Raw genomic sequence first — 13,063 nt, forward strand, 5'->3', positions numbered from 1 at the left:
AAACCCAAAACTTACTTTACTGCCTGAGACTTCATTACAAAGTCACTATACGCTGTTGCACCATGTTCTGCAACGTCAAGACCTTCTATCTCTTCTTCTTCAGAAACTCTGAGTCCAACTGTTATTTTGATGATTGCAAAGAGGATAAACGCTGTCACAGTGGTCCATACAAATGTTGATGCAACACCAGCAAGCTGAACCAAAAACTGCTTTATCCCTCCACCATAGAAAAGTCCGCCATCTAGAGCAAAAAGTCCGACCATCAGTGTTCCAAAAGCTCCACATACGCCATGCACAGAAATTGCACCAACTGGATCGTCTATCTTGAGTTTCTTGTCGATAAACTCAACAGCCACTACAACCAGTATACCTGCAAGCCCGCCTATTATTGCCGCACCCCATGGGTTGACAGACGCACAGCCTGCTGTAATTGCAACAAGACCAGCCAAAGCACCGTTTAGTGTCATACTAACGTCTGGTTTTTTGTACTTTAGCCATGTGTATATCATTGCTAAGTTTGCACCCATCGCAGCTGCCAGGTTGGTGTTGACAGCAATATCGCCAATCTTTTCATTCATACCAGATAAGGTTGAACCTGGGTTAAATCCAAACCAACCAAACCACAATATAAACGTTCCAAGTGCTGCCAAGGTTATACTATGACCAGGTATAGCATTTACTTTACCATCTTTTGTGTATTTACCTATTCTTGGTCCAAGCAATGCAGCACCAATCAGAGCACACCAGCCACCAACAGAATGTACAACAGTTGAACCTGCAAAGTCGATAAATCCAAGTTTGCTCAGCCAACCGCCGCCCCATGCCCAGTGACCTACAACAGGATAGATGATAAACGAAATTACAGCACTGTAAATGCAATACGCAATAAACTTTGTTCTTTCAGCCATAGCACCTGAGACAATTGTTGCAGCTGTTGCAGCAAACACTGTTTGAAACATCAAAAATGATGTAAGCGGAATAGATAGGCCCAAGTGTTTAAATGAATCATTCAGGAAAAAGCCAGATGTACCGATAAACCCACCTGCGTCTTTCCCAAACATGAATGCAAATCCAAATAGCCAGAATATCACAGAACCAATTGCAAAGTCCATTAAGTTTTTCATAACAATATTGCTCGCATTTTTTGCTCTGGTAAAGCCTGCTTCCACCATTGCAAATCCTGCTTGCATAAAGAACACCAAAAATGCTGTAACAAGAACCCAGACATTATCAACGGCAGTTGCCACTTTATCAGGTGTAACCTGGTCTGCTTTTGCTATTGATGTAACAAGCAGCAAAGTTGCAATTGTTCCTACCGGGATTAAAAAGGCCTTGTAGTTTTTAATGAGTCTATTCATCTTTAAAAACCCTCCTTAAACCTAACTTTTTACTGATACAACTTTGTTCACTTGCCCTGCGCCCCCTTTTCAAAGTAAAGATTCTCTGGTATAATGAAAAAGCACACAATTTTTAAAAAGAGAAGATTGAAAAACCAAAGGCATGTGTGGAGACGGATAAAATTGGGTAATTAAAAAAGGCAAAGGCAACCTTCTGAAAGGCGCCTTTGCCTTTCTTTCTTTATTCTCTTTGTTTACTCTCATTATATTCTTCATTTTGCAATTTGTCAATACCAAAATTGCATTTTATTTTATATAAAGTTTTTAAGGTAATTTATAATTGTTTTAGATATAGTATATAAAAAGTAATATATATTTGTATAATTTGTGTTTCGTTAATTAAATCTTACAATACCTTATTAGTCAATTATCGCCTGATAATAAATTTGCAAGATATAATCTCACATAAACTTTTTAGATTCAAATTAAATCAAGTTAAATTTGAGCTAATTAAATTATTTTTTATGGTTATATGTTATAATGGTATAGGCGTTTGCAAAATAGGTGGTGATTGAAGGTAAAAGGCACCAATACTAACATGAAATACAATCAAGATACAAAAAGAAAAGAGAAGTGAAAACCAAATATTATCAATACCAGCAAAAATAATCAGCAACAAACATATGACAAAAATTAACAACTTCAAAAAAGACAATAATATCCTAAGCCTTCTTAACTCCTTGTTTTAGAAGGTTAAGTAAAAACAAAACCAGAAATTTTTTGTAAGAAATAGATTTAAAAAATAGTAGTATTAAGCGATAAGTTTTTTGAGCTTGTTAAGTTTTTTGATAGTCAATTTAGAGCAATAGAGTTTGATATTGTGAGCGAGAATAAACAAGAGCGAGAAAGTAATGGCAGATAGCAAGAAATCAGAGAAAATAGAAATATGGTCATAAGTAGAGATAGTATCAGAGCCCATGTAGGATTTCAGGTGGTAAATAGTCTGCTCTACAGCGACACGTTTTTTGTAGAGGTCAAAAAACTCTTGTGAATTTCTGTTGATACCTGGGAAAGAGCGAAAGTTATCTGGGTATGTATAGAACATTCTACCCGATTTAGAGGTAGTACAAGGCTGAGGGCAAGAGCAGATGCGTTTGCCATCTTTGTATTGTGACATAGGGCAAGTCCATTTAAGGCGCAAAGAGCGATTTTTACCCTGACATTTGCCTTCGGGTTTAAAAGGTTTGTTGAACTTTTTGCAGATAGGGATACCATCTTCAGAAATAACGATATTGGGGTCTGATGTAGGTGTAGTATTTTTAGAAGCTCTTGTATTTAGTGGAATAACGATTTTGGAGAAGTTAAAGGTATTTTTTAAAGTGGAGTATATGTTGTGGGAATCCAAAGCACTGTCGGCGATGAAAGTGGAGAAATTTTTGGGGATATAAGAGAATAAAGTTTCGAGCGAAGGAATTAAACCTTTAGAGTCGGAGATAGCTTTTGCTTCTTGTGGGTCAGAGGAAGGGGAATCATAGTTAAACAGAGGTACTAAAGCTAAAGGGATACCGAGAGCGTTGGTAATGACTGCAAATTTTAAAGCCCAGCAGAAATGGCCATTTACAAACATAAGACGGATGTTAGAATTAGCGTTAGCAGTTTTAGGCAAAGAAGAATAAACGAGAGAGTAGACTTTTTCAGAGGGAAGTTCAGGGTTAGCTTTTGAGGTATTTTTCAGCAGTAGATGAATGAATTTAGGATTGTTTTCACGAACCTTTGGGACAATACCTGTTGTGTCGAAGATTAAGATTGAAGAATCTTGAGGGCATTGTTGGATGGAAATATTATGTGCATGGATAGAGATATTTTGAAAAAGTTTATGGATTTCACTTGCAAATATTTTTCTAAAGCGAGAGAGAGTAGAGATAGAAGGGACATTGCCATGAAGATTACAAAATGAGCGAAGTTCGAATGAGTTGAGTAAGACAGCACGAAGCTGAGTTAAAGTATTGAGTTTGAGCAATTTTTGGACGAGGAAGCAACAAAGCATAGATTCTAAAGAGAAGTATCTATGCTTACCGAAATATTTGTAGTAGGCATTGTAGAAAGAAGAAGGTATATAATGTGACAAGTCAATGAATTTATTGAACAAGCCCAAGAGGCTTTCAGGCTTGTAGAGAGCCGAAGCCTTTAGGTGGGAGAATAGGTCTATGAAAGAAAGTTGTTTAGGTTTGGTGTTGAACATTTTGGAACCCTCCTCATAGTAGAAAATTTGTTTTATATAATCATATTTTACTACAATTATGAGGAGGGTGACCAGTCTTTTTTGATTCTATGTAAAGCTTGATAACGCTCATCTTGAGCGTTTTTGCAAAAGGCTATTATATGTTATAATGGTAAATAAAGAGGAAAATAAAAAAGGAGTCAGCTATGATGGATATGGAAGTATTAGACTCAGTAGGATATGAAATATGTAGAAATATCGCTAAAAGCAATTTGTCAAAAAAATTCTATCTTGCAGGAGGTACTGCATTGGCATTGCAACTTCGCCATAGAAAGTCATATGATTTAGATTTTTTTCAAAAAGAAGTTAGCGAAAAAATAGAATTTGAATATATTTACAATGTCTTAACTCAGTTTTTCTCTAAAAGAGATGTAAATATCGTTGTAAAGCAAGTTGACCAAATGACTTCTACTATATGTGGAGTAAAGGTAAGTTTCATTGCATATCCTTTCCCTTTGATTGAACCATTAGTCCAAGGTGATAAAATAGACATTCGTTTAAAAGGAATCAATTTAGCATCTCCAAAGGAAATAGCTTTGATGAAAGCGTATACCATCGGTAGACGACCAACATATAGAGATTATATTGACTTGTATTTTTTACTCAAAAAAGGTATTGTTAATTTAGAGTATATTTTAGAGAAAGCACCCCAGAAATTTGTAATAGAAGGTGAATCAGTTTTTTCAAAGAAATTGTTCTTAGAACAACTTATGTATACAGAAGATATAATTGATAAAGAAACAGCATTAATCTCTGTAATAGGTGAAGCACCAAAAGTAGGTGAAATAGAAAGGTTTTTAACTCAGCAAGCTAAAATAGCAATTGAAAAGTATATAAAGAAAAGAGGTATGCTACCATGAAACTTCCAGAGGATTTTAAAATCTTATTCAAAAATTATAACTTTGAAATGTTAGATACAGAAAAACACAAAGAATTAATAATAAAGACAGTATTAGCAAATGGCAATTGGGAACATATTGAAAAACTTTTTACTTTTTATAGCTCCAACGAAATAAAAGATGTATTCTTAAAAGACTTCTATGGAGCTAGAGAACTTCCTATACCTACAATTTATCTTTGGGGAAGTATATTTCTTGATGAAAAAGAGTATTGGGAATATAGAAATATGAGAAGTAAGATGAACTTGGTAGAAAAATGGAAACAGACAAGAAAGATACACAAGTAAAAAGCCAGCCCAACTTTTTAGGACTGGCTCTTTTCAAATGCTTGAGAAAAACTATTTTACCCTGCTTTCATGCATCTTGAAAAGCTCTGGCATGACTTCTCGAACAACCATTTCAAGCTCATCGTCTCCAATAACAGTTGTTCTTCCATTTTCGTACTCCTTGTCAACCCACTCTTTGATTTTAGCAACTCTTGGGTCGCGCTTGTCAATCTTCTTGTCACCTTCAAGCCTGAAATATGTGTTAATCCATGCAGCGATACCTGCAAGCCCAGAGTGTGCATCAACTGCAATGACAATTGGCCTGTTTAAAATCTTCTTTGTATCAAAGATGTTGTAGATCTCCTCATCCTTTAAAATACCGTCAGCATGAATTCCTGCTCTTGTTGCATTAAATGCTCTGCCAACAAACGGCGTTCTTGGTGGAATCTCATAGTCAAGCTCTTTTTCAAAGTAATCTGCAATCTCAGTGATTACCTCAAGCCTCATATTCTTTGTTGTACCTCTAAGCTGGGCATATTCAATTACCATAGCCTCTAAGGGTGTATTACCAGTCCTCTCACCAATACCCAAGAGCGAACAGTTGACTGCAGATGCACCGTAAAGCCATGCAGTACCAGAGTTAACAACAGCCTTGTAAAAATCGTTGTGACCATGCCACTCAAGCCACTCAGACGGCACCTCTGCATAGTGTCTAAGCCCGTAAATTATTCCCTGGACACTTCTTGGCAGAGCAACTCCCGGGTAAGACACACCAAGCCCGAGGGTATCGCATGCTCTTATCTTGACCGGCATATTTGCTTGGCGCGCAAGTTTCATAAGTTCATTTGCAAACGGAACAACAAAGCCGTAAAAGTCTGCTCTTGTGATGTCCTCAAAATGGCAGCGCGGAATAATTCCATGTTCAAGAGCGGCTTCAACAATAGAAAGATACATTTCCATTGCCTGTTTTCTTGTCATGTTGAGCTTTTTAAATATATGATAGTCAGAGCATGATACCAAAATTCCTGTCTCTTTGATGCCCATCTCTTTCACAAGTTGAAAATCCTCTTTTCTTGCTCTTATCCATGAGGTAACCTCTGGATACTTATAACCTCTTTCCATGCATTTAATAACAGCTTCTCTATCTTTTTTTGAATATAGAAAAAACTCTGTCTGACGGATCACGCCAGAGTCGTTGTCAAGTTCGTGGAGATAATCAAAAAGCCTTACAATCTGTTCAACTGTATAAGGAGACCTTGCTTGCTGACCATCTCTGAATGTTGTATCTGTTATCCATATCTCATCAGGCACAAACATAGGGACATGCCTGTGGTTGAAGGCTATCTTGGGTATCTCTGTGTACGGGAAAATCTCTCTATAGAGGTTCGGCTCTGGAACATCCTGGAGTGTATATTTATACGCTGCCTGCTCAATCAGGTTTGTCTTGGGATTAAATTCTACTCTTGCCACTTAAACTTCCCTCCACATTGTATATATGTATACAATCAAGTGTTATGAGATATATTATATTCTACTTTTGCATTTTTGACAATAGGACATTGCAAATTGTTCTTTTGCGCAAGTGTATATTTTAAGATATTGAGCGAAATTTTGCAAGATGGGAATTTGAAATCTTCATAAATGAGACTATTTTCCTGAACCTTCTTCAATAGCTTCCTCATCATAAAGAATCTTTTCAGGGTCTTTTTCTGAAGAGAGGACCTCAACACTTTTGAGCTTTCTTTCTATGGTTCTTGTCTTTCTTGTTGCAGTTTCAATTGTATCCTGTGCCTCAGAAAGCTTCTTTTTAACCTTTTCAAGAATCTCAGCAAACCTTGAAAACTCAGTCTTGACCGCAGATAAAAGCTCCCAAACCTCGCTTGTTCTCTTTTCAATGGCAAGGGCTTTAAATCCAAGCGAAATGGTGTTGAGCATTGCAACAACTGTTGTGGGTCCCGCAATGATTACCTTGTATTCCCTTTGCACAGACTCAAACAGCCCGGGTATCCTCAAAACCTCTGCATAAAGTCCTTCAGAAGGCAAAAACATGATAGCAAAATCTGTTGTTTTTGGCGGGTCTATGTACTTTTCCTTTATAGTCTTTGCATTTTGCCTTATACTATTTTCAAGCTCCTTTGAAAATCTTGCAACTTCTTCTGCCTCCGCTTTCTCCTGCGCCTCAATAAGCCGCTGATAACTTTCTATGGGGAATTTAGAGTCTATTGGAAGGTATATAAATTCATTATCTTTTGAATATTTAGAAGGAATCTTTATTGCAAACTCAACTTGCTCTTGAGTGTGCGGTTTTATCCTGACATTTCTTTCGTACTGGGAAGAATCCAAAATCTGGTCTATGATATTGCCAAGCTGAATCTCCCCAAGAGTGCCTCTAACTTTTACATTGCTCAAAATCTTTTTGAGATCTCCCACACTTCCGGCAAGTGCCTGCATCTCACCAAGGCCTCTATGAACAAGCTCAAGCCGCTCTGATACAAGCTTGAAAGACTGCGAAAGTTTTGTCTCTAATGTGCTTTGTAGCTGGCTGTCAACAGTCTCTCGTATTTTCTCAAGCTTGCTATCTATCTCTTTTCGGATACTGTCAAGCCTCTCCTGACTTGATGATGTAAAATTTATTATCTGATTGGATAGATCTGAAAATCTTGTCATTAAAATGCTGCCAAATGAGCTTATCATACTTTGCGTTTCATTTTTATTCTGAGAAAATTGCTGTGAGATAGAATTTTGAATTTGTTCAAGTTCTTTTTCAATCTCTAACAGTTTATTTTGAGTATCCAAAGAAGAATTTATATTATTTTTAAGCCTTATTAACAAAATCAAGTTTGATATGACAAGAACGATAATAACAATTAGCAAAACTACTTCCAATCTTTATCACCTCTGTACAAGAAAAAGAATCTTAAAATTTAAAAAACGGGCTGCTTTTATGTTAACTTTTTAGCAGCCCTTTTGCATTTAATGCTTGGTCTTTTTTTATTCTTCTAAATCCAAAAGCTCTTTTATCTCGTCGTCATCAAGTGCAACAACCGGCTGTTGAATCTTCTTGGTGTCTTTTAGAATCTCAAACTCACCAACAGAGTATTCTTTTACCTCTACATTTTGCATCTCATCTTCAAATCTGACCTTTATCTTTTCTTTTAAGACGCTTACCTCAACAACTTCACCTATACCATCGGCTGTTTTTACAATTGCACCTATCCCTGGAAGTTTGAGCATTGCCTCCTCATAGAATTTTTGCTCGTATGTCAAGCAGCACATGAGCCTTCCGCAAAGGCCGGATATCTTTGCAGGGTTTAAAACAAGCCCCTGCTGTTTTGCCATCTTTATTGAAATTGGTACAAACTCACAAAGATGCACTGCACAGCAAACCTCACGTCCGCACGGACCCAAACCACCACGGAACTTTGTATCGTCTCTGACACCTATTTGTCTTAGCTCAATCCTTGTTCTGAAAACTGCTGCAAGGTCTTTTACAAGTTCTCTGAAATCAACCCTTCCTTCTGCTGTGAAATAGAAAAGAAGCTTGTTGTTGTCAAATGTATATTCGGCATGTAAAAGTTTCATAGGAAGCCCATGCTTTTGTACTTTTTCCTTGCAAATCTCAAGTGCTTTTGCTGCCTTTTCCATGTTCTCTTGAGCTTTTTTGTAATCCTCTTCTGTTGCCTTTCTTACAACCTTTTTGAGAGGCTGGACTATCTCTTCGTCCGGCACCTCTCTTTTTTCTATCATAACTTTTCCCATCTCGATCCCGCGGACTGTCTCAACAATGACGTCATCTCCGGCTTTTAAATCTATGTTATTCGGGTCAAACCAGTATATCTTCCCTGCTTTTTTGAATCTAACTCCAACAACTTCTGCCATCTTTCTTTTAGCCCCCTGATAGTTTTAAAAAAATCATGTCAAGCACATTGTCTGAAATTACATTCGCATCTGGGTATTTTTCTAACATCATGAAATCCTGCAGTAGCCTGTATATATGAGAGATTGTATGCTTGTTTGCAAACTCAACTATCTTTTCTAACTTGTCTGTGTTTGTAATAAGCTCAACGAGGTTTGTTTTTTTGAACATAAGCGCATCTCGTAAAAAGTATATAACTGTTTCAAATAAAAATACAAAGTCGTCTTTAAACTTTTCAAAATCACTTTCAAATTCTTTTATCAAACTAAAACTTGCCCCGTCGTATGAAAGAAGTTTATCAAAAATATAGTCTCTTTTATTTTGAACCTCTTTATCATAAAAATCAAGAGCAATTTTAGGATTCCCTCTGCAAAGTTTTAAAACATAGTCTTTGGGTTCAAGCCCATGATTTTTTAAAATCTCAGAGATTTCGCTTGAGCTGTACCTTTTGAATGAAAGCACTAATGACCTTGAAACCACTGTCGGCAAAAGCCTTTCTAAATTGTTGCATGTGAGAATAAAAAGAGCATACTCTGGAGGCTCTTCTAAAGTCTTTAAAAGTGCATTTTGAGCACTTGTCGACATCTCCTCTGCCTCTTGTATTATATATACCTTTTTACTTGCAAATATGGGTCCTCGTGAAATGTCTTTTATAATCTCTCTAATAGCGTCAACAGATATCTCTTTTCTGTCTTCATCTCTCTTTATTAATTTAAAATCCGGGTGTGTGAGTGCGTCAAAGAGCCTGCAGCTTTTGCAAGCGCCGCACGCAAGCTTTTTTTCACACAAAACTTGCTTTGAAAAGGTCATTGCCAAAAGTTTTTTGCCAAGTCCTTTTTCACCTTCAAAAATGTATGCGTGAAAAGGCTGAATAAGTGCCTTTTTGAGTGTAGCAACAAGCCCATTTTGACCTATGAAAGTATCTAAATTCATATTCATCTCTCACCCTGTGCAAATTTCTAAATAAATAGGTCAACAAGCAGCCCTTTTATTTCTCCTACATATGATAAAACCTTGAGATTGTCTGCCTCTTTTTTCAAAATCTCCTGGGTCAGCATATCCATCTTTTCATCAATCTTCTTGATGATACCAAACACCTTGTGCCTGCCTTTTCTGCCAAAAAGGCTTTCACTAAAATATTCGTGAGAAGAATACACTGTATATCCCAAAAGTTCTTTTATGGCCTTTTTGTACTCTTTGAGCGTTGAAAGGTCCAATCTTTCTGCAAGGCTCTTGCCAAGAGAGTCTATTTTGTTAATAAGCTCTTTTATTCTATTGATAATTTCATCTTTCTCAAGCTGCTTTACATAGTTTGAAAAAGAGTCTTTTGGCCTTTCAACTCTTCGCTGGTCTTGAAAAAATGTTACATTATTTATATTGTTTCTTTTAACATCTTCTACTCTCATTTTGCTTTCCCACTTCTTAAATTTTTTTAAACCTTCTCAAACCTCTCAACATTGAGGACAAATATTGTAGCACCACCAATTGTTATTTCAACAGGATATGGCAGGTATACACCTGCTGACGGATTGTTTGTCACAGGCGATGAGACAATTTGTTTGCGTGTCTTGCACTTTTGAGATATAATGTCAATCACCTCAGCAACTCTTTCATCATCAATGCCTATGAGCAAAGTGGTATTGCCAGAGCGCAAAAATCCACCCGACGTTGAAAGCTTTGTTGCCATTATGCCTTCTTTTTGAAGAGCGTCCAAGAGCCTGCCAATGTCTTCATTTTGTACAACTGCTACAATAAGCTTCATCTTTCCTCTTCTCTCCTCTCTTTGAAAAGCTTTGCCGACTTAGCATTCCTCTATATTCTACCACTTCTCTTTGCTTTCAAATAGCCTTTCTATCTCACGACACACCTTTTCAAAAACCTCTTTTTCTGAACCTTGCGCCTCAATGTTCACACATCTTTCAAACCATTTTGATACCTCTTTAAAGCCGCTGTACACACGCCTGTGAAACTCCAAATCTTCTAAGTCAAGCCTGTCGTTTTTGCCAGCCATTTTAATTCTTTGCAGAGCTATTTCAGGCTCTAAGGTAAGAACAATGTAAAGATCGGGTTTTATCCTATCTTCAAAGATTGAATTTAATCTCAGAATATTTTCAACACCAACCCCTCTTACAATGCCCTGGTAAACTACACTGCTTAGGATGTATCTGTCGCAAAGCACAATGTACCCTTCATCAAGGGCAGGAATGAGTACATTTTTCACATGTTCGTTCCTGTCTGCAGCTAAAAGCAGAGCTTCAGTAAGCCCATCCATCTTATATTGAGGGTCTAAAAGAAGCTTTCTAATTCTGTATCCTACTTCTGTCCCACCTGGCTCTCTTGTTGTGAGAACTTTGTATCCCTTCTCCTTAAGATATTTTTCAACTTTTACAATCTGTGTACTCTTACCAGATCCATCGTTTCCTTCAAATACTATGAGTTTACCCTTCCTCAACCACATCAACCTCATTTTTTTTGATAAATTCAATACCCAAAAGCTCTTGTAAATATTCTATAGTATCCTTTTCTATAACCTCACCCTCAACAACAACCGGAAATCCCGGTGGGTAAGGAATGATTGCCTGCGCACATACAAAGCCTTCTGCCTCACAAATTTTTACCCTTCTTTTTTTCATGCTGTCAACTTCGTATATTTTTAAAACCTTTTTTGGTCTTGGCGGTGATAAAAACTTTTTTTTCAGCACTTCTTTTCCTTTTTCTTTTATTATATCATAAAAAAAGCTTTCCAAGATTTCAAAATTAGAAAGAGCATCCACCAGAGAAAAATAAAACAGAATCCTATTTTGGTCAAAAAGCTCTGGAACAATAGAATACCTCTCCAAAAGACTTTTTACAAAACTTTGATTTTTCCCTGCTTTGCCAAAGTTCAAAAGAAGTTTTAAAACATCTACATCTCTGTAGACATAGTTTGTATACTCCAAGACCGGCTTGCATAGCTTTTCAAGTTTTCTTTCGAGCTCTTCAAAAAGCTGTCTGCCAAACATTTTTGAAAACTCTATGCCATACTCACTCCAAGCAAGCAGCACATACGACGGACTTGTTGTATGAAGATAACCCAATGTTGCAGAAAGTTTCTTATTATCATTATCTGCTAAGTTTGACAAAAGCAGTGCAGACTGGTTTGGGCATGGCAATGTTTTGTGAAGACTTAAAATGCATATGTCAGCTCCGCTATCCAAGGCTGTTTTTTTCCCTACAAATTTATAATAACCTCCGTGAGCTTGGTCAACTATGAGCTTTTTTTGATATTTCTTTGCTATATCTGAGAGCGCTTTTACATTCTGCTCAATGCCATAATATGATGGTGAGGTTATTACAACAATTTGAGATTTTGAAGTTTGAAGGACACTTTCAAAGTGCTTTTCGTCGATATATGTAAGTATTCCTAAAGAATCATCGTACTGTGGATATATATATTCAATGTCAAGTTTTAAAATTTTTGCAATATTATATATGCTTTTGTGAGCATCTTTGTTTATAAGTATACCGTCATACGGATTTGAAAATGCAGCAATTGAGGCTTGCAGAAGGTGCGTTGAACCCTGAAGAGACAAAAAGCAATAATTTGAACCAAAAAACTCATTTATCCCCTCTAAAAATTCCTTTATATAACCTTTTGGGTCTAATAAGTTGTCTGTACAGAAGGTTTCTGTGACATCAAAGCTGGGAAATATATTTTTAATAGCATCTGGGAAAATCTCTTCTTTACCTTTGTGACCTGGCATGTGAAGACGCAAAAAGTTGTAGCTTTTAAGAGCATTGAAAATTTTAAGATTATCTAAAATTCTGCGCATACTTTCTTGGTCCAACTTCATATATATCTTCCCCTTGACCATCTATTGCAACAATGCAAGGCAAATCTTCCACTTCAATCTCACGAATTGCCTCTGCACCAAGGTCCTCAAACATAACTATCCTTTGAGATTTGACACAGCTTTGAATCAAAACTGCAGCACCACCAAATGTGGCAAGATAAATGCTACCGTGTTTTTTAATTGCCTCTTTTACAGCCTCATTTCTTTTACCCTTTCCAATTAAAACCTTTATTCCAAGCTCAAGCATCATGGGAGTAAATACATCCATCCTGCCTGCTGTTGTTGGGCCACATGGTCCTATTACTTCACACGGCTTTTCAGGACAGGGACCCATGTAATATATCGCACCGTTTTTAAAATCTATTGGGATTTTACTTCCTTTTTGAATCATTTCAAAAAGCCTTTTGTGAGCAGCGTCCCTTGCAACAAAAAGTTTGCCACACACTAAAACTTCTTGACCACATTTTAGCTTTTGTATCTCCTCAGGATTTTGAACTGGAACATAAATCCTGTTCAATTTCTTTTTCGCCC

The 13,063-nt window shown here is 36.8% G+C and carries 13 protein-coding genes; 2 read left to right on the plus strand and 11 right to left on the minus strand.

Annotated elements, in window-relative coordinates; all coding sequences use genetic code 11:
• Window positions 1-11: 11 nt before the first annotated feature.
• Together CALHY_RS10875 and CALHY_RS10880 are read right to left on the minus strand one after the other, a co-directional pair.
• Window positions 12-1,358: an ammonium transporter gene (locus tag CALHY_RS10875; protein WP_013403999.1), complete on the minus strand. Its 1,347-nt coding sequence runs from the start codon at window positions 1,356-1,358 to the stop codon at window positions 12-14.
• 790 nt (window positions 1,359-2,148) lie between these two features.
• A complete protein-coding gene (locus tag CALHY_RS10880) occupies window positions 2,149-3,579 on the minus strand; it encodes an ISNCY-like element ISCahy1 family transposase (protein ID WP_013402019.1) in 1,431 nt (476 codons plus the stop codon).
• 188 nt (window positions 3,580-3,767) lie between these two features.
• Here CALHY_RS10880 and CALHY_RS10885 point away from each other — a divergent pair, with 188 nt between their 5' ends.
• Together CALHY_RS10885 and CALHY_RS10890 are read left to right on the plus strand one after the other, a co-directional pair.
• A complete protein-coding gene (locus tag CALHY_RS10885; RefSeq protein ID WP_013404000.1) occupies window positions 3,768-4,478 on the plus strand; it encodes a nucleotidyl transferase AbiEii/AbiGii toxin family protein in 711 nt (236 codons plus the stop codon).
• Window positions 4,475-4,804, plus strand: a complete 330-nt coding sequence (locus tag CALHY_RS10890) for a DUF6922 domain-containing protein (protein ID WP_013404001.1) — start codon at window positions 4,475-4,477, stop codon at window positions 4,802-4,804. The genes CALHY_RS10885 and CALHY_RS10890 overlap by 4 nt, the downstream gene beginning before the upstream one ends.
• A gap of 51 nt (window positions 4,805-4,855) precedes the next feature.
• Here the strand turns inward: CALHY_RS10890 and CALHY_RS10895 are convergent, their stop codons facing one another.
• The 9 genes from CALHY_RS10895 to CALHY_RS10935 all read right to left on the minus strand — a co-directional run bounded on the left by CALHY_RS10895 (window position 4,856) and on the right by CALHY_RS10935 (window position 13,049).
• The gene (locus tag CALHY_RS10895) at window positions 4,856-6,253 is read right to left on the minus strand and encodes a beta/alpha barrel domain-containing protein (protein WP_013404002.1); all 1,398 of its coding nucleotides are present in this window, start codon (window positions 6,251-6,253) and stop codon (window positions 4,856-4,858) included.
• Between the two features lie 177 nt (window positions 6,254-6,430).
• A complete protein-coding gene (locus CALHY_RS10900) occupies window positions 6,431-7,669 on the minus strand; it encodes a DNA recombination protein RmuC (protein WP_013404003.1) in 1,239 nt (412 codons plus the stop codon).
• A gap of 105 nt (window positions 7,670-7,774) precedes the next feature.
• Entirely contained in the window at window positions 7,775-8,662 is an 888-nt protein-coding gene (locus CALHY_RS10905; RefSeq protein ID WP_013404004.1) for a PSP1 domain-containing protein, read from the minus strand.
• A 7-nt stretch (window positions 8,663-8,669) separates the two neighbouring features.
• Window positions 8,670-9,632 carry a DNA polymerase III subunit gene (locus CALHY_RS10910; protein WP_013404005.1) on the minus strand — a complete coding sequence of 321 codons (963 nt, stop codon included), beginning with the start codon at window positions 9,630-9,632 and terminating at the stop codon, window positions 8,670-8,672.
• A gap of 26 nt (window positions 9,633-9,658) precedes the next feature.
• On the minus strand, window positions 9,659-10,105 hold the full coding sequence (locus tag CALHY_RS10915) for a YaaR family protein (RefSeq protein ID WP_013404006.1): 447 nt from the start codon (window positions 10,103-10,105) through the stop codon (window positions 9,659-9,661).
• Window positions 10,106-10,131: 26 nt separating this feature from the next.
• Window positions 10,132-10,461 (minus strand): cyclic-di-AMP receptor, encoded by a 330-nt coding sequence (locus tag CALHY_RS10920; protein WP_013404007.1) that lies wholly within the window; start codon window positions 10,459-10,461, stop codon window positions 10,132-10,134.
• 57 nt (window positions 10,462-10,518) lie between these two features.
• Window positions 10,519-11,151, minus strand: coding sequence for a dTMP kinase (gene tmk, locus CALHY_RS10925; RefSeq protein ID WP_013404008.1), 633 nt, complete (start codon window positions 11,149-11,151; stop codon window positions 10,519-10,521).
• Window positions 11,138-12,511, minus strand: a complete 1,374-nt coding sequence (locus CALHY_RS10930; RefSeq protein ID WP_013404009.1) for an aminotransferase class I/II-fold pyridoxal phosphate-dependent enzyme — start codon at window positions 12,509-12,511, stop codon at window positions 11,138-11,140. The genes tmk and CALHY_RS10930 overlap by 14 nt, the downstream gene beginning before the upstream one ends.
• Window positions 12,492-13,049, minus strand: coding sequence for a FumA C-terminus/TtdB family hydratase beta subunit (locus CALHY_RS10935; protein WP_013404010.1), 558 nt, complete (start codon window positions 13,047-13,049; stop codon window positions 12,492-12,494). Before CALHY_RS10935 ends, CALHY_RS10930 begins: the two co-directional genes overlap by 20 nt.
• Between the last annotated feature and the right edge of the window lie 14 nt (window positions 13,050-13,063).

The sequence above is a fragment of the Caldicellulosiruptor hydrothermalis 108 genome (assembly GCF_000166355.1).
In the GTDB taxonomy this organism is placed as follows: Bacteria; Bacillota; Thermoanaerobacteria; order Caldicellulosiruptorales; family Caldicellulosiruptoraceae; genus Caldicellulosiruptor; species Caldicellulosiruptor hydrothermalis.

Coding starts and splice junctions, on each gene's coding strand:
- CALHY_RS10875 (WP_013403999.1), bottom strand. CDS start 1,358: ATGAATAGACTCATTAAAAACTACAAGGCCTTTTTAATCCCGGTAGGA.
- CALHY_RS10885 (WP_013404000.1), top strand. CDS start 3,768: ATGGATATGGAAGTATTAGACTCAGTAGGATATGAAATATGTAGAAAT.
- CALHY_RS10880 (WP_013402019.1), bottom strand. CDS start 3,579: ATGTTCAACACCAAACCTAAACAACTTTCTTTCATAGACCTATTCTCC.
- CALHY_RS10890 (WP_013404001.1), top strand. CDS start 4,475: ATGAAACTTCCAGAGGATTTTAAAATCTTATTCAAAAATTATAACTTT.
- CALHY_RS10905 (WP_013404004.1), bottom strand. CDS start 8,662: ATGGCAGAAGTTGTTGGAGTTAGATTCAAAAAAGCAGGGAAGATATAC.
- CALHY_RS10920 (WP_013404007.1), bottom strand. CDS start 10,461: ATGAAGCTTATTGTAGCAGTTGTACAAAATGAAGACATTGGCAGGCTC.
- CALHY_RS10930 (WP_013404009.1), bottom strand. CDS start 12,511: ATGCGCAGAATTTTAGATAATCTTAAAATTTTCAATGCTCTTAAAAGC.
- CALHY_RS10915 (WP_013404006.1), bottom strand. CDS start 10,105: ATGAGAGTAGAAGATGTTAAAAGAAACAATATAAATAATGTAACATTT.
- CALHY_RS10910 (WP_013404005.1), bottom strand. CDS start 9,632: ATGAATTTAGATACTTTCATAGGTCAAAATGGGCTTGTTGCTACACTC.